Here is a 21784-nt window from a genome sequence, read left to right as displayed (position 1 = left end):
TAAACAAGAATCAGTTGCATTGGCTATAACGAGACGGGCGGGCGAGTGCGATCGCGTAAAAATAATTCAGGGGTCAGTTCAGGATGACCAGCGCCGGGTACTCATGCAGTTGTGCCGAGGTGATGTGGGCCAGTGCGCGCAGGGTTTCCAGCGGCTGGTCGAGGCGATAGTTACCGGTGACGGCAACGTTCTCCAGCTGCGCATTGTGGTTGATGATCCAGCCCGGGTAGTAACGCTGCACTTCAGCCAGTACCTGGCTCAACGGGCAGTTCTCGAACACCAGACGGCCGTCGATCCAGGCCAGGTCCTTGTGCATGTCGGGGCGCTGGCGCTGGCCAAAGCCCTGGGGGCCGACGCTGATGCTGTCGCCGGCAGTCAAGCGGATGCGCTGGTCACGATCCCCCTGCAGGTCGACATCCCCGCGTTGCACCCGCACCTGGGCCTCGCCGTCAAGGTAGCGCACGGCAAAGTCGGTGTCGCGCACCTGTGCGCGCAACGGCCCGGCTTCAACCTCCAGCGGCAACTGAGCGCCCTCGGGGACCTGGAAGTAAGCCTCGCCCTGTAGCAGGCGGGCGACCTGGCGGCCGTCCTGGCGTTCGCTGGCAAACGCTGAATTGGTGTTGAGCAGTACTTTTGCGCCGTCTTCCAGTTGCAGGCGCTGGCGCTCGCCGACCACCGTAAGGTGGTCGGCCTGCAGGCGCATGGGCAGGTTACCGACGGTGAACAGCCCGACCAGCAGCATCGCCGCGGTGGCCAGGGGTTTCCAGTGACTGCGCAGGCGCCCGCGTAATGAGCGGCGTTGCCGCTGGTGCATGTGCGTGGCCACCTGATGCAACGGCGCACCGTTCCACAGTGCCTCAGCCTCGACATAGGCCTCGGCGTTTTCTGGCGCGGCGCTTAGCCAGGCTTCAAAGGCCTGGGTGTCCTCGGCATCTGCGCATTGCAGGCGCACCAGCCAGTCCAGCGCCTCGTCCATGGCACGAGCACGGGCAATAGGCCTGGCAGGTGACGGGCGAGGGGCAGGGCTGTCGGTCACGGTGAATCCTTGAATGATTTTTTTGCGAATGATCAAGGCTAAGGCGGGGTGTGGCAAGGGCTTTGCGTTGCCGTTCGCCTGGGGTCAGCTTACTTGAGTCGTTCGGCAACACCCATGCAGATTGCCATGATCAGTTTCAGTTCCTTTTGTACTGTGCTGGGCGAAACACTCAGTTGTTCGGCGATTTCCAGATAGGTGGCGCCATGCAGGCGGCTGAGGATGAAAATGCGTTGTTGGCGTTCGCTCAGTTGATTGAGGCTGACGCTGAGGTGCTTGAGCAACTGCTCGGCGTGCGCGGCATCCTCGCTGCTGGTGGCGGGCGCGGCGACACTGTGCAGCACTTCGTCGGGCACGTCGTCGACCAGCATGCGTGCCTGCACCCGGCGTGCACGCAGGTGATCCAACGCCAGGTTGCGCGCGGTCTGAAACACAAACGGCTCGATGTGCTCGATGGGCCGCTCGCCCAGCGCGCGGGAGACCCGCAGGTAGGTTTCCTGCAGCAGGTCTTCGGCCGTGCTGGGGTTACCGACCATGCGCTGCAGGGTACGCAGCAGGGTGAGGCGCTGAACGAGGAAGACGGAATTGAACCGGGACTGACTCACGGGGGGACCTGGCCGACGAAAGGTTAATGATAATGCTTATCATCCGTGCTGCAGGTCAAGTGTGGAATTATCAGGAAAAGGTAAAGATTGTAGTCGCGGGATGCCGTGTGCTTTTTGTGGGAGCGGCCTGCAACCTTGAGCCTGCCCCAACCATTCATCGGTCACGGTGCGTTATACCTTGGTCGACGACCACGTTTGCCACGAGGCCTGAGCAACCCCTGTGGGAGCGGCCTTGTGTCGCGATAGGGCCGCAAAGCGGCCCCAGCAATCTATGCATGNGCCCTTTCGCGACGCAAGGCCGCTCCTACAGGGATCGCGCCAGCTTTTAGAAATTGAGCAAGACAGTTGCCCCCACGCGGGGCGCGTCAGCCAGCCCGGTGCAGCGCCAGGCAGTTGTCCAGCATCCGGTTGCTGAACCCCCACTCGTTGTCATACCAGGCCAGCACCTTGAGCATCCGCCCGTTGGCCCGGGTATGGTTGGCATCGAAGATCGACGACAGCGGGTTGTGGTTGAAATCGCAGGAAACCAATGGCAGGGCGTTGTAGCCCAATACCTTGGAATGCTTGCTGGCCTCGAGGAACAGCTGGTTGACCTGCTCGGCCGTGGCCTCGCGCTTGAGGTTGACGGTGAGGTCCACCAACGACACGTTGATGACGGGCACCCGCACCGCCATGCCGGTCAGCTTGCCGGCCAGCTCCGGCAGCACCAGGCCCACGGCCTCGGCGGCACCGGTCTTGCTCGGGATCATCGACTGGGTGGCTGAACGCGCGCGGTACGGGTCGCTGTGGTAAACGTCAGTCAGCACCTGGTCGTTGGTGTAGGCGTGGATGGTGGTCATCAGGCCTTGCTCGATGCCGAACTCTCGGTGCAGCACCTGGGCGATCGGCGCCAGGCAGTTGGTGGTGCAGGACGCATTGGAAATGACCTGGTGCGAGGCCCGCAGGATGTCGTGGTTGACCCCGTACACCACAGTGGCATCGGCACCCTTGGCCGGAGCCGAGACAATCACCTTGCCCGCCCCGGCGGCCAGGTGCGCAGCGGCTTTGGCGCGGTCGGTGAACAGCCCGGTGCACTCGAACACCACGTCGATCGCCTCGGCCTTCCAGGGCAGTTCGGCCGGATTGCGAATGGCACTGACCGCGATACGGTCCCCGTTGACCGTCAGGCTTTCGTGGTCGGCCTCGACGGTCGCGTCGAAGGTGCCGTGGACACTGTCGTACTTGAGCAGGTGGGCATTCATGGCGCTGTCGCCCAGGTCGTTGATGGCGACGACCTGCAGGTCCTGGCGGTAGCCTTGGGTATACAGTGCGCGCAGGACGTTGCGCCCGATTCGGCCGAATCCATTGATGGCGATGCGAAGGGTCATGGCAGTACCTCTGGCAGTTCGAGTGAAACCTGTGGCACAAAGGAGCTTCACTGAAACGGTTTTGTTGTTGGAATTACAAGATTATTCACTGGCTGATAGAAAACAAGCCTTTTTAGTGGCAGTATTTTGTTTAAATATACAACGAGTGGTTGGGCGACGTGCCTCCACCGATGCAGCGGGCTCCTAACCATGAGCCTAGGCCGCAATCGTTTGGAGGGGAAATGCCCGGTAAACCGCCCTTACAATTAGCCTGGAGTCCAGTACATGCATCCGCGCATCCTTGAGGTCACCCAGCGGCTGGTCGAACGCAGCCGCGCCACCCGCGAACGCTACCTGCAACTGATTCGCGGTGCGGCCAGTGAAGGCCCCATGCGTGCCAGCCTGCAGTGCGCCAACTTCGCCCACGGCGTGGCCGGTTGCGGCAGCGAAGACAAGCAGACTCTGCGCCTGATGAACGCGGCTAACGTGGCCATCGTCTCTGCCTACAACGACATGTTGTCTGCCCACCAGCCTTACTTGCACTTCCCCGAGCAGATCAAGCAGGCCCTGCGCGAGGTCGGCTCGGTCGGCCAGTTCGCCGGTGGCGTGCCGGCCATGTGCGACGGGGTGACCCAGGGCGAGCCGGGCATGGAGCTGGCGATCGCCAGCCGTGAAGTGATCGCGATGTCCACGGCGGTAGCGCTGTCGCACAACATGTTCGACGCAGCACTCATGCTGGGCATCTGCGACAAGATCGTCCCCGGGCTGATGATGGGCGCGCTGCGCTTTGGCCACCTGCCGACCATCTTCGTCCCGGGTGGGCCAATGGTTTCCGGCATCTCCAACAAGCAGAAGGCCGATGTGCGCCAGCGCTATGCCGAAGGCAAGGCCAGCCGCGAAGAGCTGTTGGAGTCCGAGATGAATTCCTACCACAGCCCCGGCACCTGCACCTTCTACGGCACCGCCAACACCAACCAGTTGGTGATGGAAGTGATGGGGCTGCACCTGCCGGGCGCCTCGTTCGTCAACCCGTACACGCCGCTGCGTGACGCACTCACCGCCGAGGCTGCGCAGCAGGTGACGCGCATGACCAAGGCCAGCGGCAGCTTCATGCCGCTGGGCGAAATCGTCGACGAGAAGGCACTGGTCAATTCCATCGTCGCGCTGCACGCTACTGGCGGCTCGACCAACCACACCCTGCACATCCCGGCGATTGCCCAGGCTGCCGGTATCCAGCTGACCTGGCAGGACATGGCCGACCTCTCCGAAGTGGTGCCGACCCTGTCGCACGTGTACCCCAACGGCAAGGCCGACATCAACCACTTCCAGGCTGCCGGCGGCATGGCCTTCCTGATTCGTGAACTGCTCGATGCCGGCCTGCTGCACGAAGATGTCAACACCGTGGCCGGCCATGGCCTGCGCCGCTACACCCAGGAACCCTTCCTCGACAATGGCAAGCTGGTGTGGCGCGAAGGGCCGCAACACAGCCTGGACGAAAGTATCCTGCGCCCGGTGTCGCGACCATTCTCGGCCGAAGGCGGCCTGCGGGTGATGGAGGGCAACCTGGGCCGTGGCGTGATGAAAGTGTCTGCCGTTGCCCCCGAGCACCAGGTGGTCGAGGCCCCGGCGCGGGTGTTCCAGGACCAGCAGTCGCTGGCCGACGCGTTCAAGGCCGGTGAGCTGGAGCGTGACTTTGTCGCGGTGGTGCGCTTCCAGGGCCCCCGTTGCAATGGCATGCCGGAACTGCACAAACTCACCCCTTTCCTCGGTGTATTGCAGGACCGTGGCTACAAGGTGGCGCTGGTTACCGACGGGCGTATGTCCGGTGCCTCAGGCAAGATCCCCGCGGCCATCCACGTTTGCCCGGAGGCTTACGACGGCGGCCCGCTGGCGCGGGTGCGCGATGGTGATATCGTGCGGGTCGACGGAGTCGAAGGCACGTTGCGGATCATGGTGTCGGCCGAAGAACTGGCCAGCCGTGAGCTGCCGCCGGCCCCCCAGGGCAACGACCTGGGGTGTGGGCGCGAGCTGTTCGGCTTCATGCGCATGGCGTTCAGCCCGGCAGAGCAGGGCGCCAGTGCCTTTACCTCGGCCCTGGAGCACCTCAAATGAAGCACCTGCTGGTTGGTGATATTGGCGGCACCAATGCCCGTTTTGCGTTGTGGCGTGACAACCAGCTGCATGAGGTAAACGTTTTCGCCACCGCGGACTACACCAACCCCGAGCAGGCCATCGAGGCCTACCTGGAAAGCCAAGGTATCGCCCGTGGTGGCCTGGCGGCGGTGTGCCTGGCGGTGGCCGGCCCGGTCGATGGCGATGAATTTCGCTTCACCAACAACCACTGGCGCCTGAGCCGCACGGCATTTTGCAAGACCTTGGAGGTCGAGCGACTGTTGCTGATCAATGATTTCACCGCTATGGCGCTGGGCATGACGCGTCTGCGCGAAGGCGAGTTCCGCGAGGTGTGCCCCGGCCAGGCCGACCCCTTGAGGCCGGCACTGGTGATCGGGCCAGGTACTGGCCTGGGTGTGGGCTCGCTGCTGCGTCTGGGCGAACAGCACTGGAAGGCCCTGCCGGGTGAAGGCGGGCATGTTGACCTGCCGGTAGGCAATGCTCGCGAAGCGGCAATCCACCAGCAGATCCACAGTCAGATCGGCCATGTCAGCGCCGAGGCCGTTCTCAGTGGGGGGGGGCTGGTGCGGTTGTACCAGGCGATCTGTGCGCTGGACGGCGACACGCCCAGGCACAAGACCCCGGCGCATATCACCGACGCCGCACTGGGCGGTGAGCCACGGGCGCTGGCGGTGGTCGAGCAGTTCTGTCGTTTCCTTGGGCGCGTGGCGGGTAACAATGTGCTGACGCTGGGCGCGCGAGGCGGGGTCTATATTGTGGGCGGTGTGATTCCGCGCTTTGCCGAGCTGTTCCTGCGCAGCGGGTTTGCCGCGAGTTTTGCCGACAAGGGGTGTATGAGTGGCTATTTCACCGGGGTGCCGGTGTGGCTGGTGACGGCGGAATATTCCGGGTTGGAGGGGGCAGGGGTAGCGTTGCAGCAGGCGTTGGATCACTGATGGAGCCGCTTTGCGGCACCAATGGCACTACCCGACAGCAGGCAAGAAGACCTGCAATCAACAAGAGGAAGGACCACCTTGAGCACTGCCGGCAAATCGATCCTGATGGTCGACGACGACCAGGAAATTCGTGAACTGCTGCAAACCTACCTGAGCCGCTCCGGCTTCCAGGTGCATGCCGAGGCTGACGGCAAGGGCTTTCGCCACGCGCTGGAAACCACGCCCTGCGACCTGGTCATTCTTGACGTCATGTTACCCGACGAAGACGGCTTCAGCTTGTGCCGCTGGGTACGCCAGCACCCACGCCAGGCGCGCGTACCTATCATCATGCTCACGGCCAGCTCCGACGAGGCCGACCGGGTCATCGGCCTGGAGCTGGGCGCTGACGACTATCTGGGCAAGCCGTTCAGCCCCCGCGAACTGCAAGCGCGAATCAAGGCTTTGTTGCGCCGCTCCGAGTTCGGCCAGGCGGCGCCGGGCAGTGCGGTGCTGGCCTTCGACGACTGGCGCCTGGACACGGTCAGCCACCGCCTGTTCCACCGTGATGGAGAGGAGGTGATCCTCTCCGGCGCCGACTTTGCGCTGCTCAAACTGTTCCTCGATCACCCGCAGCAAATCCTCGACCGCGACACCATCGGCAACGCCACCCGTGGCCGCGAACCGATGCCGCTGGACCGCATCGTCGACATGGCGGTCAGCCGTCTGCGCCAGCGCCTGCGCGATACCGACAAACCTCCCCGGCTGATCCGCACCGTGCGTGGCAGTGGCTACTTGTTGGCGGCGCATGTCTGCTGTGCGCCCTGAGCGGCGCTGGCGCCTGCTGCCGCGCTCCTTGCTGGGGCGCATGCTGCTGCTGACCTTGCTGGTTGTCCTGCTGGCCCAGGGGTTGTCCAGCATCATCTGGGTGTCCCAGCTGCGCGCCAGCCAGCTTCAGGGGCTGCGTGCCAGCGCCAGCAGCCTGGCCCATTCCATGAGTGCGAGCGTCAGTTACTTCCGCTCGCTGCCGGTGGCCTATCGGCCGCTGGTGCTCGACCAATTGCGCAGCATGGGTGGCACGCGTTTCTTCGTGTCGCTCAACGCCACGCCGCTGGACATGCAGGCACTGCCCGTCACCCCTCGCAAGCAAGCGGTGATCGATGTATTCCAGCAGGTGCTGCACGAGCGCCTGGGTTCGCAGATGGAAATTTCCGTGGAGTTTGTCGGGCCTGACGACCTGCGCATCTTCAACAGCGGCCTCAAACTCGACGAACTGCCGCGCTCATGGGCCCATTATTCGCTGACCCTGGAGCCGCTGAAACCCCCGGTACTGGTCACGCAGATCCGCTTGGGCGAGGGCGAATGGTTGTACATCGCCTCACTGTTGCCCGAACCGTACACGGGGCTGGAAGCCGAACGCCTGCCGCGCCAGCAGATCGGCTTCATCGTGCTGACCACGGCCTTGCTGTTGCTGTTCATCGGCTTGCTGGTGCATTGGCAAAGCTGGCCATTGAAGCGCCTGGCGCGGGCCGCCCGAGAGATGTCGCTGGGTGCCGATGTGGCGCCAGTGGCTGAAGCGGGCGGCAGCGAAGTGGTCGAGGTGAGCCGGGCATTCAACAGCATGCGCGAGCGTATCAGCCGTTACCTGACCGAACGCAGCCAGCTGTTCAGCGCCATTTCCCACGACCTGCGCACGCCGATCACGCGCCTGCGCCTGCGCGTCGAACTGCTGGAAGACGAGCGATTGCAGGCCAAGTTCAGCCAGGACCTGGACGAGCTGGAGTTGCTGGTCAAAGGCGCCTTGCAGTGCGTGAAGGACACCGACATCCACGAAAACATCGAGCCGGTCGACCTTAACCAGGTGCTGGAGATTCTGGCCGAGCCTTACCTGGGCGATGGTCGCATCACCGTCGAGGGCCAGGCGTTGGCGCCTTACCCGGGCAAGCCGCTGGCGTTGCGTCGTTGCATCGGCAACCTGATCGATAACGCCATCAAATACGGCGAGCGGGCGCGGCTGCGCATCATCGACGGTACAGAGGGCTTCGTGTTGCAAGTGGACGATCAGGGGCCGGGGGTGCCGCAGCAACAGTTGGAGCAGGTGTTCGAGCCGCATTTCCGTCTGGCCGGGCAGCAGCAGGGCTATGGGCTGGGGTTGGGCATTGCGCGCAACATCGCCCATAGCCATGGGGGCGAGGTGAGCTTGCTGAACCTGCGTGAGGGCGGGCTGCGAGTGACCCTGTATCTGCCGCGGGGTATGGATTGAATTTTTGGGGTGCCTGTGNGGGTTCACCCGCGAAGAGGCCCGCACAGGCACCCCAAATGTCACTGACCGGTGACAATCCCGTCGTCCTTCGTGACATCCGCCATGACCCCGCTGGCTAGAATTCGCAAACGACTGGCAAGGATCAAGCTGGCCCATGAACACCCTCAACCTGCCGCCCACCAGCTGGCTCAACGCCCCGGCCCATACCGCCTGGCGCCTGGCCGAAGCACAGCGCCTGCTGGCATTCGCCAAAGCTGCGAAACTGCCTGACGGCTTTGGCAACCTGGATGCCAAAGGCCAGCTCGCTCCTGGCGCCTGCGCCGAAACCATGAACACCGCGCGAATGACCCACTGCTTCGCCCTGGCCCATCTGCAGGGCATTCCCGGCAGCCTGGCCTATGCCGAACACGGTGTGGCTGCCCTGCGTGGGGCCATGCAGGACGCCAGCTACGGTGGCTGGTTCGCCCACCCCGGCGGCCAGGAAGACAGCGGCAAGGCCGCCTACCTGCATGCCTTCGTCGCCCTTGCCGCCAGCTCTGCAGTGGTGGCCGGTGCAGCCGATGCCCAGCTGTTGCTGGCCGATGCAACCGAGGTGATCGAAACGCACTTCTGGAGCGAAGCCAAGGGTGCCCTTCGAGAGACCTTCTCTCGCGCATGGCAACTGCCTGAGCCATACCGTGGCGCCAACAGCAACATGCACGCGACCGAGGCATTCCTGGCCCTGGCCGATGCCACCGGCAACAGCCTTTGGCTGCAACGCGCCTTGCGCATTGCTGAGCGCATTATCCATACCCATGCCGCCGCCAACGGTTATCGGGTCATCGAACATTTCGACGCCCATTGGCAGCCGCTGCCGGATTACAACCGCGAGCACCCCGCCGACCACTTCCGGCCCTATGGCACTACGCCCGGGCATGCCATGGAGTGGGCACGGCTCCTGTTGCACCTGGAGGCCAGCCTGCAACGGGCCGGGTTGCTCGCCCCGCAGTGGCTTCCAGACAGTGCCTGCAGATTGTTCGATGCCGCCTGCCAGCATGCCTGGAACGTCGATGGCGCTGCAGGTTTCGTCTACACCCTGGACTGGGCCAATCGCCCGGTGGTGCATGCACGCCTGCACTGGGTGCACGCCGAAGCTTGTGCCGCAGCAGCAGCCTTGTTGCAGCGCACCGGCGAAGCTCAGTACGAGCAGTGGTACCGCAACTGCTGGGGCTTTATCGCCAACCATTTCATCGACCCTGTCGCTGGCAGCTGGCACCACGAACTCGATGCCCGCAACCGGCCAGCGGGGACCATCTGGCCGGGCAAACCCGACCTCTACCACGCCTACCAGGCGCTGCTGCTGCCAGGCTTGCCGCTGGCACCCAGCCTGGCCAGCAACCTGGCCAGCTCCAGCTATGTAACCAGATGATGACATTCACGCATCGCTTCGTTACCTGACGAGGCGGGCACGCTGTTTAGACTTCATGCTACGCAAGCGATCGACTTGCACGGCATAACAACAAGAAAGGTGCTCCGATGAATTCCACGCTCCGTCTCGCTGCCGCAATCTCTCTGGCTTCTTTACTTCCTTTGGGGGCTTCGGCTGCCGAATCCAAAGGCAGTGTCGAGGTCGTGCACTGGTGGACCTCTGGCGGTGAAAAGGCGGCGGTCGATGTGCTCAAGGCGCAGGTCGAGAAAGACGGCTTCACCTGGAAGGACGGCGCTGTTGCCGGTGGTGGTGGTGCCACGGCCATGACCGTGCTGAAAAGCCGCGCCGTCGCAGGCAACCCGCCCGGTGTCGCGCAGATCAAAGGCCCCGACATCCAGGACTGGGCGGCCACCGGCTTGCTTGATGCCGATGTGCTCAAGGATGTGGCCAAGGCCGAAAAGTGGGACTCGCTGCTCGACAAGAAAGTGGCCGACACCGTGAAGTACGACGGTGATTACGTTGCTGTACCGGTGAACATCCACCGCATCAACTGGTTGTGGATCAACCCCGAGGTGTTCAAAAAAGCCGGCATCGACAAGGCGCCTACCACCCTCGACGAATTCTACGCCGCCGCCGACAAGCTCAAGGCGGCCGGCTTCATCCCGCTGGCTCATGGTGGCCAACCCTGGCAGGACAGCACCGTATTCGAAAGCGTGGTGCTGTCGGTGATGGGCGTCGATGGCTACAAGAAGGCCTTGGTCGACCTTGACAGTGCAACGCTGACCGGGCCGCAGATGGTCAAGGCGCTGACCGAGCTGAAAAAGGTCGCCACCTACATGGACCCGGACGGCAAGGGCCAGGACTGGAACCTGGAAGCCGCCAAGGTCATCAACGGCAAGGCCGGCATGCAGATCATGGGCGACTGGGCCAAGAGCGAATGGACCCTGGCGAAGAAAACCGCCGGCAAGGATTACCAGTGCGTGCCGTTCCCCGGTACCGACAAGGCCTTCCTGTACAACATCGACTCGCTGGTGGTGTTCAAACAGAACAACGCCGGCACCTCTGCCGGGCAGCAGGACATCGCGCGCAAAGTGCTGGGGGAGGACTTCCAGAAGGTCTTCAGCATCAACAAAGGGTCGATCCCGGTGCGTAACGACATGCTCGCCGACATGGGCAAGCACGGTTTCGATGCCTGCGCGCAAACCTCCGCCAAGGACTTCCTTGCCGATGCCAAGACCGGCGGCCTGCAGCCGAGCATGGCGCACAACATGGCCACCACGCTGGCTGTGCAGGGTGCGTTCTTCGATGTGGTGACCAACTACATCAACGACCCCAAGGCCGACCCGGCCGATGCGGCGAAGAAGCTGGCGGCGGCGATCAAGGCTGCCCAGTAACGGCTGTTCGCGGGCACGCCCGCTCCCAGATGGGCCCTGCTCACCACTGTTCCTGGTCATGACGCCGGACCTGTGGGAGCGGGCTTGCCCGCGAAGCGGTGCGTAGCACCGCCACTACCTCGGGATCCAAGACATGACTACGACCACCGCCCAACTGCGGGCCTCACCCCTGGACGCGCTTCAGCGCTGGCTGCCCAAGCTGGTGCTGGCACCCAGCATGTTCATCGTCCTGGTGGGCTTCTACGGCTACATCCTCTGGACCTTCGTGCTGTCCTTCACCACCTCGACCTTTCTGCCTACCTACAAGTGGGCGGGCCTTGCGCAATACGCCCGTCTGTTCGACAACGACCGCTGGTGGGTGGCGAGCAAGAACCTGCTTCTGTTCGGCGGCCTGTTCATCGCCATCAGCCTGGCCATCGGTGTGTTGCTGGCGGTGTTGCTCGACCAGCGCATCCGTCGCGAGGGCTTCATCCGCACTATCTACCTGTACCCCATGGCACTGTCGATGATCGTCACCGGCACGGCCTGGAAGTGGCTGCTCAACCCCGGCATGGGCCTGGACAAGTTGTTGCGTGACTGGGGCTGGGAGGGTTTTCGCCTGGACTGGCTGATCGATCCCGACCGGGTGGTGTATTGCCTGGTGATCGCGGCCGTGTGGCAGGCTTCGGGCTTCATCATGGCCATGTTCCTTGCCGGCTTGCGTGGCGTTGACCCGTCGATCATCCGCGCTGCGCAGATGGATGGCGCCAGCCTGCCGCGCATCTACTGGACCGTGGTGCTGCCCAGCCTGCGCCCGGTGTTCTTCAGCGCGCTGATGATCCTCTCGCACATTGCCATCAAGAGCTTCGACCTGGTGGCGGCAATGACGGCCGGCGGCCCGGGTTACTCCTCCGACCTGCCGGCAATGTTCATGTACTCGTTCACCTTCAGCCGCGGCCAGATGGGCATGGGCTCGGCCAGCGCCATCCTGATGCTCGGGGCAATCCTGGCGATCCTCGTGCCTTACCTGTACTCGGAGCTGCGGAGCAAACGCCATGCATAGTCCTGTCGACAAGCCGGTGTTCAGCCTCAGCCGTATGGCCATCCATGCCGTGTTGCTGATCGCCGTGCTGCTGTATCTGGTACCGCTGGTGGTGATGCTGCTGACCAGCTTCAAGACCCCCGAAGACATCAGCACCGGCAACCTGCTGAGCTGGCCTGCAGTGATTACCGGCATAGGCTGGGTCAAGGCCTGGGGAGCGGTCAGCGGTTACTTCTGGAACTCGATCATGATCACCGTGCCCGCGGTGCTGATCTCCACCGCGATTGGTGCACTGAACGGCTATGTGCTGTCGATGTGGCGCTTCCGAGGTTCGCAACTGTTCTTCGGCCTGCTGCTGTTCGGCTGTTTCCTGCCGTTCCAGACTGTGCTGCTGCCGGCCTCGTTCACCCTCGGCAAGCTTGGCCTGGCCAGCACCACCGGTGGCCTGGTGCTGGTGCATGTGGTCTACGGCCTGGCCTTCACCACGCTGTTCTTCCGCAACTTCTACGTGAGCATCCCCGACGCATTGGTCAAGGCCGCACGGTTGGACGGCGCCGGGTTCTTCACCATCTTCCGCCGCATCATCCTGCCGATGTCCACGCCGATCATCATGGTCTGCCTGATCTGGCAGTTCACCCAGATCTGGAACGACTTCCTGTTCGGCGTGGTGTTCTCCAGCGGCGACTCGCAACCGATTACCGTAGCCCTGAACAATCTGGTCAATACCAGTACCGGGGCCAAGGAATACAACGTCGACATGGCGGCAGCAATGATCGCTGGCCTGCCAACCCTGCTGGTCTACGTGGTGGCAGGCAAATATTTCGTGCGCGGGCTGACGGCCGGCGCGGTCAAGGGGTAAGCCATGGCAACGCTCGAACTTCGCAATGTGAACAAGACCTACGGCAGCGGCCTGCCGGATACCCTCAAGGACATCCAGCTGTCGATCAAGGACGGCGAGTTCCTGATCCTGGTGGGCCCGTCGGGCTGCGGCAAGTCGACCCTGATGAACTGTATCGCCGGCCTGGAGCAGATCACCGGCGGCGCCATCCTCATTGACGAGCAGGACGTCAGTGGCATGAGCCCCAAGGACCGCGATATCGCCATGGTGTTCCAGTCCTATGCGCTGTACCCGACCATGAGCGTGCGCGAGAACATCGAATTTGGCCTGAAGATCCGCAAGCTGCCCCAGGCCGCCATCGATGAGGAAGTGGCGCGGGTTGCCAAGTTGCTGCAGATCGAACACTTGCTGGCGCGCAAGCCGGCGCAGCTGTCCGGCGGCCAGCAGCAGCGCGTGGCCATGGGCCGGGCACTGGCGCGGCGACCCAAGATCTACCTGTTCGATGAACCCCTGTCCAACCTCGATGCCAAGCTGCGGGTCGAAATGCGCACCGAAATGAAGTTGATGCACCAGCGCCTGAAGACCACCACGGTGTACGTCACCCATGACCAGATCGAGGCCATGACCCTGGGCGACAAGGTGGCGGTGATGAAGGACGGCATCATCCAGCAGTTCGGCACCCCGCAGCAGATCTACAACGACCCGGCCAACCAGTTCGTGGCCAGCTTCATCGGTTCGCCACCAATGAACTTCATTCCGGTGCGTCTGGCCAGGCAGGACGGCCGCTTGCTGGCGTTGCTCGACAGCGGCCAGGCGCGCTGCGAGCTGCCCTTGGGGGGGGCTGCTGACGCGCTTGAGGGGCGCGAGATCATCCTCGGCATCCGCCCTGAGCAGATTGCCCTGGGCGCTGCTGACGGCAATGGTTTGCCGGCTATCCGCGCCGAGGTGCAGGTCACAGAGCCCACCGGGCCGGACCTGCTGGTGTTCGTCACGCTCAACCAGACCAAGGTGTGCTGCCGCCTGGCGCCAGATGTGGCGTGCCGGGTGGGTGACACCCTCAACCTGCAATTCGACCCGGCCCGGGTGCTGCTGTTCGACGCTGCCAATGGCGAGCGCCTGCACCTGGCCAGCACTGGCGCAACCGCAAAGGACAACGTGGCTCACTTCAAAGGCCGTTGAATCGTCTACACCATCAATAAGAAAAAGAGGACGCAAAGGGATGGAACAGCGCAAACGCATCAAGACACTGGGATCGCTGGCTCTGCTTGCACTTGTAGGCAGCAGCGGTACACAGGCTGCCGAGGCTTTTTCCAGCGAATCCAAATGGATGACCGGCGACTGGGGCGGCACCCGGACCGAGCTGCTGGACAAGGGCTATGACTTCACCCTCGATTATGTGGGTGAGGTGGCTGGCAACCTGCATGGCGGCTACAACGACGACAAGACAGCACGCTACAGCGACCAGTTCGCCCTCGGCGCGCATCTGGACTTGCAGAAGATACTGGGCTGGCATGATGCCGAGTTCAAGCTGGCAATCACCGAGCGAAGCGGTCGCAACCTGTCCAACGACCGCATCAGCGACCCGCGCGCCGGGCAGTTCAGCTCGGTGCAGGAGGTGTGGGGCCGTGGCCAGACCTGGCGCCTGACCCAGATGTGGATCAAGCAGAAGTACTTCGACGGCGCGCTTGACGTGAAATTTGGCCGTTTTGGCGAGGGGGAGGACTTCAACAGCTTCCCTTGCGACTTCCAGAACCTGGCCTTCTGCGGCTCGCAGGTGGGCAACTGGGTGGGCGGTATCTGGTACAACTGGCCGGTCAGCCAGTGGGCGCTGCGGGTGAAGTACAACATCACCCCGGCGTTCTTTGTGCAGGTCGGGGCCTTCGAGCAGAACCCCTCCAACCTGGAAACCGGCAACGGCTTCAAGCTGAGCGGTAGCGGTACCAAGGGAGCGATCTTGCCGGTGGAAGCGGTGTGGTCGCCCAAGGTCAATGGCCTGCCAGGCGAGTACCGCCTAGGCTACTACTACAGCACGGCCAAGGCTGACGATGTGTACGACGATGTCAACGGCAACCCGCAGGCGCTGACCGGTGAGGCCTTCAAGTCCCATTCCAGCAAGCACGGATGGTGGGTGGTGGCGCAGCAGCAGGTCACTGCCCATGGCGGCGACGTCAACCGGGGCCTCAGCCTGTTCGCCAACTTCACCGTGCACGACAAGGCCACCAACGTGGTCGACAACTACCAGCAGGTGGGGCTGGTCTACAAAGGCGCTTTCGACGCCCGGCCCAAGGATGATATCGGCTTCGGCGTGGCGCGAATTCATGTGAATGACGACGTGAAGAAGCGCGCCGAACTGCTCAACGCACAGAGTGGCATCAACGATTACGACAACCCTGGTTTCGTACCGCTGCAGCGTACCGAATACAACGCAGAGCTCTACTACGGCTTCCACGTCACCAACTGGCTGACCGTGAGGCCCAACCTGCAGTACATCAAGAGCCCTGGCGGGGTGGACGAGGTGGATAACGCGCTGGTCGCTGGCTTGAAGATTCAGTCGTCATTCTGAGGCAACTTGTTGTAAATTTACGCCAATCCATTTTCGGTTCCCGGCACCCACTGGTCTGCAGTGGGTGTTGGGGATAGGCCGAGACAGCGCTATCTCAAACAACAAGAGCTCTGAACCATGCCCGAACATCCGCTCCATCGCTTCTTTTCCTCGCAGCGGCCCCGGCCGACATTCGAGTGGGAGCGTTATCAGCAGCGCGATGTCCTGATCATCGATCACCCCCGTTGCCAGGCGGTGTTCAGCCGCCAGGGCGCGCAGTTGTTGCACTTTCAACCAGCGGGTGAACGGCCGTGGCTGTGGTGCGCCGAACAGTGGCCGCAGGTTGGGGCGATCCGGGGTGGTGTGCCGGTGTGCTGGCCCTGGTATGGACGTCATCCCAGCGAAGACCTGTGGCCGGCCCACGGTTGGGCGCGGCTGCTGGACTGGAAGCTGGCGGACAGCCGTGAGGACGAGGAGGGCGTGACCTTGAAATGGCGGCTGGACCTGTGCGACTGGCAGGTCGACCTGCACGCCCGGCTGGGTAGCCGCATGGAACTGAGCCTGAGCACCGAGCATCAGGACAGCGAACCCTGCCAGTTGAGCCATGCGCTGCTGGCGTACTGGCGCATCAGCGACGTGTCCGAGATAGCGCTGTCTGGGTTGGAAGATATTGAGGGCTACGACCGCCTCAACCGCCAGGCTTGCCGTGAAGATGGCGCGCTGAAGCTCAAGGGCGGCTGCCAGAAGGTCTACCCCGGCACGCCACGGGTGCAATTGCAGGACCCGGCCTGGCAGCGCGAGCTGTGCATCGATACCGGTGACAGCGACGACACCGTGGTCTGGCACCCTGGCAATCGCCCGCTGATGGGGGTGACTGGCCGCGAGTCGCAGCGTTTTGTCTGCGTCGAGGCGACCAGCGGCAGTGGCGAAGGCCTGAGCCTGGCGCCTGGACAGCGTGCGCACCTGCGTTTGCAGGCGCACCGGCTCAGTTGAGTTCGTCGTCCTCGATCGGGTAGCGGCTGGCGTTGAGGCTTTCCTTGATCTTGCGCAGGTGGGGCTGGAAGTCCACGCCGCGGCGCAGGGTCATGCCGGTGGCCAGTACATCGAGCACGGTCAGCTGGATGATCCGCGAGGTCATCGGCATGTAGATGTCGGTATCTTCCGGCAGCGGGATGTGCAGGCTCAGGCTGCAGGCATTGGCCAGTGGCGAGCCCGCGGCGGTCAGGCCAAGCACCGAAGCGCCGTTTTCACGTGCCAGGCGCGCCACTTCGACCAGTTCGCGGGTGCGCCCGGTGTAGGAAATGATCACGAACAGATCGCCGGTGTGGGCGACCGAGGCCAGCATGCGTTGCATCAGCACATCGGCGTGGGCCGACACGGCCAGGTTGAAGCGGAAGAACTTGTGCTGCGCATCCAGGGCCACCGGGGCCGAGGCACCGAGGCCGAAGAAGTGGATCTGCCGGGCCTGGATCATCATGTCCACGGCGCGGCTGACCTGTTGCGGGTCCAGTTGCTGGCAGGCGCTGTCAAGCGAGGCGATGGCGCTGGCGAAGATCTTCTGGGTATAGGCGGCCGGGTCATCGTCGGCCTCCACTGCGCGGCTGACATACGCAGCCCCACTGGCCAGGCTCTGCGCCAGTTGCAGCTTCAGCTCGGGGTAGCCGCTGACGCCGAACGAGCGGCAGAAGCGGTTGACGGTCGGTTCGCTGACCTTGGCCGCCTGGGCCAGCGCAGCGATGCTGAAACGGGTGGCTTGTTGCGGGTTGAGCAGGATGACTTCGGCGACTTTGCGTTCGGCCTTGTTCAGCTCGTCGAGGCGGCCCTGGATCTGTTCCAGGAGGTTTCGCACGCGGTCCATGGGTGTGTCCTTGGGTCGGGAAGACAGCCGGCTGTGGGAGCAGCAGGCTTTTTGCACGGTCGTCTATCGTACTGTCGGTGCGGTTGGCGTACCACTTGTCTGTAACACTTGTGTGTAATGTTGTGGTTTTTACTACATTATCCCTTGAAAACCGTGTGTGAAAGCGGTATTCCTAGACCAACTTTAGGAAAGAACCAACATCATGGCTGCAATCAGTGTCGAACCTTGCACCTTTGCCCTGTTTGGCGCCCTCGGCGACCTGGCATTGCGCAAGCTGTTTCCTGCGCTCTACCAGCTCGACCGGGCCAACCTGTTGCACCCGGACACTCGCCTGCTGGCCCTCGCCCGTGAGGTCGGCAGTGCGCAGGAGCACCTGGACAGCATCGAAGCCCACCTGCGTCGGCACGTGCCCGAGGCAGATATCGAGCCTGCCGCGCTGGGGCGCTTCCTCGCCCGCCTGAATTACCAGCATCTGGACTTCCTTCAGCCCGAGGGCTATCAGGTCCTGGCCGAGCAACTACCCGGTGAGCTGCCGCTGATCGCCTACTTCGCCACGGCGGCGGCGGTGTATGGGGCCATCTGCGAAAACCTCGACAAGGTCGGGCTGGCTGCGCGCACCCGGGTAGTGCTCGAGAAACCGATTGGCCACGACCTGGAGTCGTCGCGCCGGGTCAACGATGCCGTGGCGCGGTTCTTCCCTGAAAGCCGGGTTTACCGCATTGACCACTACCTGGGCAAAGAGACGGTGCAGAACCTGATTGCCCTGCGCTTCGCCAATAGCCTGTTCGAAACCCAATGGAACCAGAACTCCATCTCCCATGTGGAGATTACCGTCGCGGAAAAGGTCGGTATCGAGGGCCGTTGGGGTTATTTCGACAAGGCCGGCCAACTGCGCGACATGATTCAGAATCACCTGCTGCAGTTGCTGTGCCTGATCGCCATGGACCCGCCCAGCGAACTGTCCGCCGATGCCATCCGCGACGAGAAGGTGAAAGTGCTTAAAGCCCTGGCTCCGATCACTGGTGACGGTTTGAGCACCAGTGTGGTGCGTGGCCAGTACATTGCCGGCTACAGCGAAGGCAAACCGGTGCCGGGTTACCTGGAAGAAGACAACGCCAACGCCCAGAGCGACACCGAAACCTTCGTCGCCCTGCGTGCCGACATCCGTAACTGGCGCTGGTCGGGCGTGCCGTTCTACCTGCGAACCGGCAAGCGCATGCCGCAAAAACTGTCGCAGATCGTCATTCACTTCAAGGAAACGCCGCATTACATCTTCGCCCCGGAACAGCGTTTGCAGATCGGTAACAAGCTGATCATCCGCCTGCAACCGGACGAAGGCATTTCTTTACGGGTGATGACCAAGGAGCAGGGCCTGGACAAGGGCATGCAACTGCGCAGTGGCCCATTGCAGCTGAATTTTTCCGATGCCTGGCGTAGTGCACGAATTCCGGATGCCTACGAGCGGCTGTTGCTCGAAGTGATGCGTGGCAACCAGAACCTGTTCGTGCGCAAGGACGAAATCGAGTACGCCTGGAAGTGGTGCGACCAGTTGATCGCCGGCTGGCGTAATGCGGGCGATGCGCCCAAGCCATACGCGGCGGGCTCCTGGGGGCCGATGAGCTCGATTGCACTGATCACACGCGATGGGAGGGCGTGGTATGGGGATATCTGAATTGAAACTGCCAGCGGCCGTGAAGGCTCATGAACTGGCGGATGCCAAGGCACTGTCCGTGTCCTTGGCTCATGATGTGGCTGAGCGCCTGCGCGCCGCGATTGCCGCCAAGGGGCAGGCCTGTGTGGTGTTGTCTGGCGGCCGCAGCCCGGTGCCGTTCCTGGAGAAGCTGGCCAGCGAGCAGCTGGACTGGGCCAAGGTCATCGTCAGCCTGGCTGATGAGCGCTGGGTGCCAGTGGAGCACGTTGACAGCAATGCCGGCCTGCTGGCCCGCCACCTGTTGAAGGGCGCAGCGGCCAAGGCCCGCTTCGTTGGCCTGTACCAGCAGGCGGAGAACCTTGATGCAGCTGCGCTCAAAGCTGACCAGGCCTTGGCCGAGCTACCGCCGATCGACGTGCTGGTGCTGGGCATGGGCGATGATGGCCATACCGCCTCGCTGTTCCCCGCCAGTCCCAACCTGGAAGCAGGCCTGGACCCGGCCGGCCCGCGCCGCTGCCTGCCATTGCTGGCGCCGAGCGTGCCGCACCAGCGCCTGTCGATGACCCGTTCGCTGCTGGCCAGCGCGGCCTTCATCGCGCTGTCTGTGCAAGGCCAGAGCAAACTCGCTACCCTGCGCGCCGCGCTGGCGGGCAATGACCTTACTGAAATGCCGATTCGCGCTTTTCTTCACGACCCCCTGGACATCTACTGGTGCCCATGAGCCAAGGATCCACAGTCATGACCACCCTTGAACGCCCACAGCCCAAGCTCTCGATGGCTGATAAAGCCGCGCGGATCGACGCCATTTGCAAAAAGGCGCGCATCCTGCCGGTAATCACCATTGCTCGTGAGGAAGACATCCTGCCGCTGGCTGACGCCCTGGCCGCTGGCGGTATCCGTACCCTGGAAGTGACCCTGCGCTCACAGCATGGCCTCAAGGCCATTCAAGTGCTGCGTGAGCAGCGCCCGGAGCTGTGTGTCGGTGCCGGTACCGTGCTCGACCGCAGCATGTTCGCGGCGGTTGAAGCTGCGGGCGCGCAGTTCGTCGTTACCCCTGGCATTACCCAGGATATTCTCGAGGCTGGCGTGGACAGCGAAATCCCGCTGTTGCCGGGCATCAGCACGCCGTCCGAAATCATGATGGGCTATGCCCTGGGCTACCGCCGGTTCAAGTTGTTCCCGGCGGAAATCAGCGGCGGCGTAGCGGCGATCAAGGCCTTTGGTGGCCCGTTCGGCGATATTCGTTTTTGTCCTACCGGTGGTGTAAACCCGGCCAACGTGCGCAACTACATGGCACTGCCAAACGTGATGTGCGTGGGGGGAACCTGGATGCTCGACAGCAGCTGGATCAAGAACGGTGACTGGGCGCGGATCGAAGCGTGCAGTGCCGAGGCGATGGCACTGCTGGACGCCAACTGAAAACTGTTGTGTGCTTTACGGCTTGTGGGGCGCTTGGTCGGCGCCCCTTTTTTTTGGTTCTTCACGGAATCCCGGGAAAGACAGAAACAAGAACGCCGGTTTGATGGATGATGTTCGTGCGAGCAAACACATCAACAAACCGGCGTTCTTGTGCACGATATTAATACGTTTCTGCCCTTTTGGGAGGGCTTTTCTGTCATTGCCATCAGGCCTGACGGCGACGATCTGCTGATCGACCTGATTCCGCAGCCCACTAGGTTCCCCACCTGCAGCGGCTGCCATCAGCCCAGCACCGCCATCCACGAATACTGCCAGCGCTCGATCCGTGATCTCCCCATTCTTGGCCATGCGGTACGGTTGAATGTGGAACTGCGGCGCGTTGGGTGTCGCGCATGCGGCAAGCGGATGGAGTCAGTCAGCTGGCTTGATCGCTATTCGCGTATGACCCAGCGCTTGGCCGAGGCCGTGATCCAGGCTTGCCAGCGGCTGCCTACCCTGCACGTCGCCGAGCTGTTTGACTTGCATTGGGACAGTGTGCGCTTGCTGGAACGACGAGCTCTACAAGCCGCTCTAGAGAAGCTACCAAAGGCCCAGCCCAGGCGCCTGGTGATGGACGAGTTCGCCCTGTTCAAAGGCCATCGCTACGCCAGCGTGGTGCTGGACGCCGATACCCGCCGGGTGCTGTGGATTGGTGAAGGACGTAGCAGAACGGCTATCAGGCCCTTCTTTGAAGAGCTGGGGCCAGAAGGCTGTGCGCGGATCGAAGCAGTGGCGATGGACATGAACACCGCATTTGACCTAGAGGTACGCCAACACTGCCCTCAGGCACGCGTGGTCTACGACCTGTTTCATGTAGTCGCCAAGTATGGGCGCGAGGTGATTGACCGGGTACGGGTCGACGAAGCCAACCGTCTGCGCCATGACAAACCCGCGCGCAGGGTGATCAAGCAAGCACGCTGGCTACTGCTGCGTAATCCGGAAAATCTCAAGCGAGAAGATCAACAGGTGCACCTGAGGGATCTGCTGTCGGCTAACCAATCGCTGATGACGGTTTATCTGATGAAAGCAGAGTTAAAAGCGCTGTGGTCGCCCACCACCGCCTGGGGTTGGCGATCAGCCTGGAAGCAGTGGCTGCGTCTGGCTGATGAAAGCGCGATACCGGCACTGAAGCAGTTTGCTAAACGCCTGAAGGGATACTGGCGCGGCATCTTGAGCAGGGTGCGATGGCCAATGCATACGGGCCAGCTGGAAGGCATCAACAACCGGATCAAGGTGATCAAGCGGATGGCTTACGGCTACCGGGACAGCGAATTCTTTTTCATGAAGATCAAGAATGACTTTCCCGGCAATCCGTGAAGAACC

General features: G+C 62.8%; 19 protein-coding genes. 15 read left to right on the top strand and 4 right to left on the bottom strand.

The genetic code is table 11. The features are described from left to right. Positions 1-73: 73 nt before the first annotated feature. The 3 genes from ACTJJN_RS04480 to gap form a co-directional block, all read right to left on the bottom strand. Entirely contained in the window at positions 74-1036 is a 963-nt protein-coding gene (locus ACTJJN_RS04480; RefSeq protein ID WP_088512961.1) for a FecR family protein, read from the bottom strand. A gap of 89 nt (positions 1037-1125) precedes the next feature. Further along, complete coding sequence (locus ACTJJN_RS04475; protein ID WP_003255059.1) at positions 1126-1638, bottom strand: RNA polymerase sigma factor; 513 nt, start codon at positions 1636-1638, stop codon at positions 1126-1128. Between the two features lie 365 nt (positions 1639-2003). Then, positions 2004-3005 (bottom strand): type I glyceraldehyde-3-phosphate dehydrogenase, encoded by a 1002-nt coding sequence (gene gap, locus ACTJJN_RS04470; RefSeq protein WP_003255058.1) that lies wholly within the window; start codon positions 3003-3005, stop codon positions 2004-2006. A gap of 264 nt (positions 3006-3269) precedes the next feature. Between gap and edd the strand changes: the two genes are divergently transcribed. From edd to ACTJJN_RS04415, 11 genes are all read left to right on the top strand, one after another. Next, a complete protein-coding gene (edd, locus tag ACTJJN_RS04465) occupies positions 3270-5096 on the top strand; it encodes a phosphogluconate dehydratase (protein WP_003255057.1) in 1827 nt (608 codons plus the stop codon). After that, complete coding sequence (locus ACTJJN_RS04460) at positions 5093-6052, top strand: glucokinase (protein ID WP_088512960.1); 960 nt, start codon at positions 5093-5095, stop codon at positions 6050-6052. Before edd ends, ACTJJN_RS04460 begins: the two co-directional genes overlap by 4 nt. 78 nt (positions 6053-6130) lie before the next feature. Beyond that, positions 6131-6856 (top strand): two-component system response regulator GltR, encoded by a 726-nt coding sequence (gene gltR / locus ACTJJN_RS04455; protein ID WP_003255055.1) that lies wholly within the window; start codon positions 6131-6133, stop codon positions 6854-6856. Then, entirely contained in the window at positions 6837-8291 is a 1455-nt protein-coding gene (locus tag ACTJJN_RS04450) for an ATP-binding protein (RefSeq protein WP_012051349.1), read from the top strand. The genes gltR and ACTJJN_RS04450 overlap by 20 nt, the downstream gene beginning before the upstream one ends. Before the next feature lie 154 nt (positions 8292-8445). Then, positions 8446-9699: a D-mannose isomerase gene (locus tag ACTJJN_RS04445; RefSeq protein WP_012051350.1), complete on the top strand. Its 1254-nt coding sequence runs from the start codon at positions 8446-8448 to the stop codon at positions 9697-9699. A gap of 107 nt (positions 9700-9806) precedes the next feature. Next, positions 9807-11093 (top strand): ABC transporter substrate-binding protein, encoded by a 1287-nt coding sequence (locus ACTJJN_RS04440; protein ID WP_012051351.1) that lies wholly within the window; start codon positions 9807-9809, stop codon positions 11091-11093. A gap of 133 nt (positions 11094-11226) precedes the next feature. Continuing rightward, positions 11227-12135 (top strand): carbohydrate ABC transporter permease, encoded by a 909-nt coding sequence (locus ACTJJN_RS04435; RefSeq protein WP_003255050.1) that lies wholly within the window; start codon positions 11227-11229, stop codon positions 12133-12135. Beyond that, complete coding sequence (locus tag ACTJJN_RS04430) at positions 12128-12973, top strand: carbohydrate ABC transporter permease (RefSeq protein WP_012051352.1); 846 nt, start codon at positions 12128-12130, stop codon at positions 12971-12973. Before ACTJJN_RS04435 ends, ACTJJN_RS04430 begins: the two co-directional genes overlap by 8 nt. Before the next feature lie 3 nt (positions 12974-12976). After that, positions 12977-14131 (top strand): ABC transporter ATP-binding protein, encoded by a 1155-nt coding sequence (locus ACTJJN_RS04425; RefSeq protein ID WP_012051353.1) that lies wholly within the window; start codon positions 12977-12979, stop codon positions 14129-14131. A 40-nt stretch (positions 14132-14171) separates the two neighbouring features. Next, positions 14172-15515, top strand: coding sequence for a carbohydrate porin (locus ACTJJN_RS04420; RefSeq protein WP_004575641.1), 1344 nt, complete (start codon positions 14172-14174; stop codon positions 15513-15515). Positions 15516-15632: 117 nt separating this feature from the next. Then, a complete protein-coding gene (locus ACTJJN_RS04415) occupies positions 15633-16487 on the top strand; it encodes a D-hexose-6-phosphate mutarotase (RefSeq protein WP_324737420.1) in 855 nt (284 codons plus the stop codon). On the opposite strand, the gene hexR is transcribed toward ACTJJN_RS04415, so the two are convergent. Continuing rightward, the gene (gene hexR / locus ACTJJN_RS04410) at positions 16480-17343 is read right to left on the bottom strand and encodes a DNA-binding transcriptional regulator HexR (protein WP_169774905.1); all 864 of its coding nucleotides are present in this window, start codon (positions 17341-17343) and stop codon (positions 16480-16482) included. The genes ACTJJN_RS04415 and hexR overlap by 8 nt on opposite strands. Positions 17344-17554: 211 nt before the next feature. On the opposite strand from hexR, the gene zwf reads away from it, so the two are divergent. From zwf to ACTJJN_RS04390, 4 genes are all read left to right on the top strand, one after another. Further along, entirely contained in the window at positions 17555-19024 is a 1470-nt protein-coding gene (gene zwf, locus ACTJJN_RS04405) for a glucose-6-phosphate dehydrogenase (protein WP_014755481.1), read from the top strand. Then, complete coding sequence (gene pgl / locus ACTJJN_RS04400; protein WP_012051355.1) at positions 19011-19724, top strand: 6-phosphogluconolactonase; 714 nt, start codon at positions 19011-19013, stop codon at positions 19722-19724. The genes zwf and pgl overlap by 14 nt, the downstream gene beginning before the upstream one ends. Before the next feature lie 17 nt (positions 19725-19741). Next, positions 19742-20422, top strand: a complete 681-nt coding sequence (locus ACTJJN_RS04395; protein ID WP_003255037.1) for a bifunctional 4-hydroxy-2-oxoglutarate aldolase/2-dehydro-3-deoxy-phosphogluconate aldolase — start codon at positions 19742-19744, stop codon at positions 20420-20422. Positions 20423-20572: 150 nt separating this feature from the next. Continuing rightward, entirely contained in the window at positions 20573-21778 is a 1206-nt protein-coding gene (locus ACTJJN_RS04390; protein WP_080580331.1) for an ISL3 family transposase, read from the top strand. Positions 21779-21784: the final 6 nt, after the last annotated feature.

The sequence above is a fragment of the Pseudomonas sp. 22515 genome, from assembly GCF_052044625.1.
Taxonomy (GTDB): Bacteria; Pseudomonadota; Gammaproteobacteria; order Pseudomonadales; family Pseudomonadaceae; genus Aquipseudomonas; species Aquipseudomonas alloputida.
This window is presented reverse-complemented; position numbering and strand designations above follow the sequence as displayed.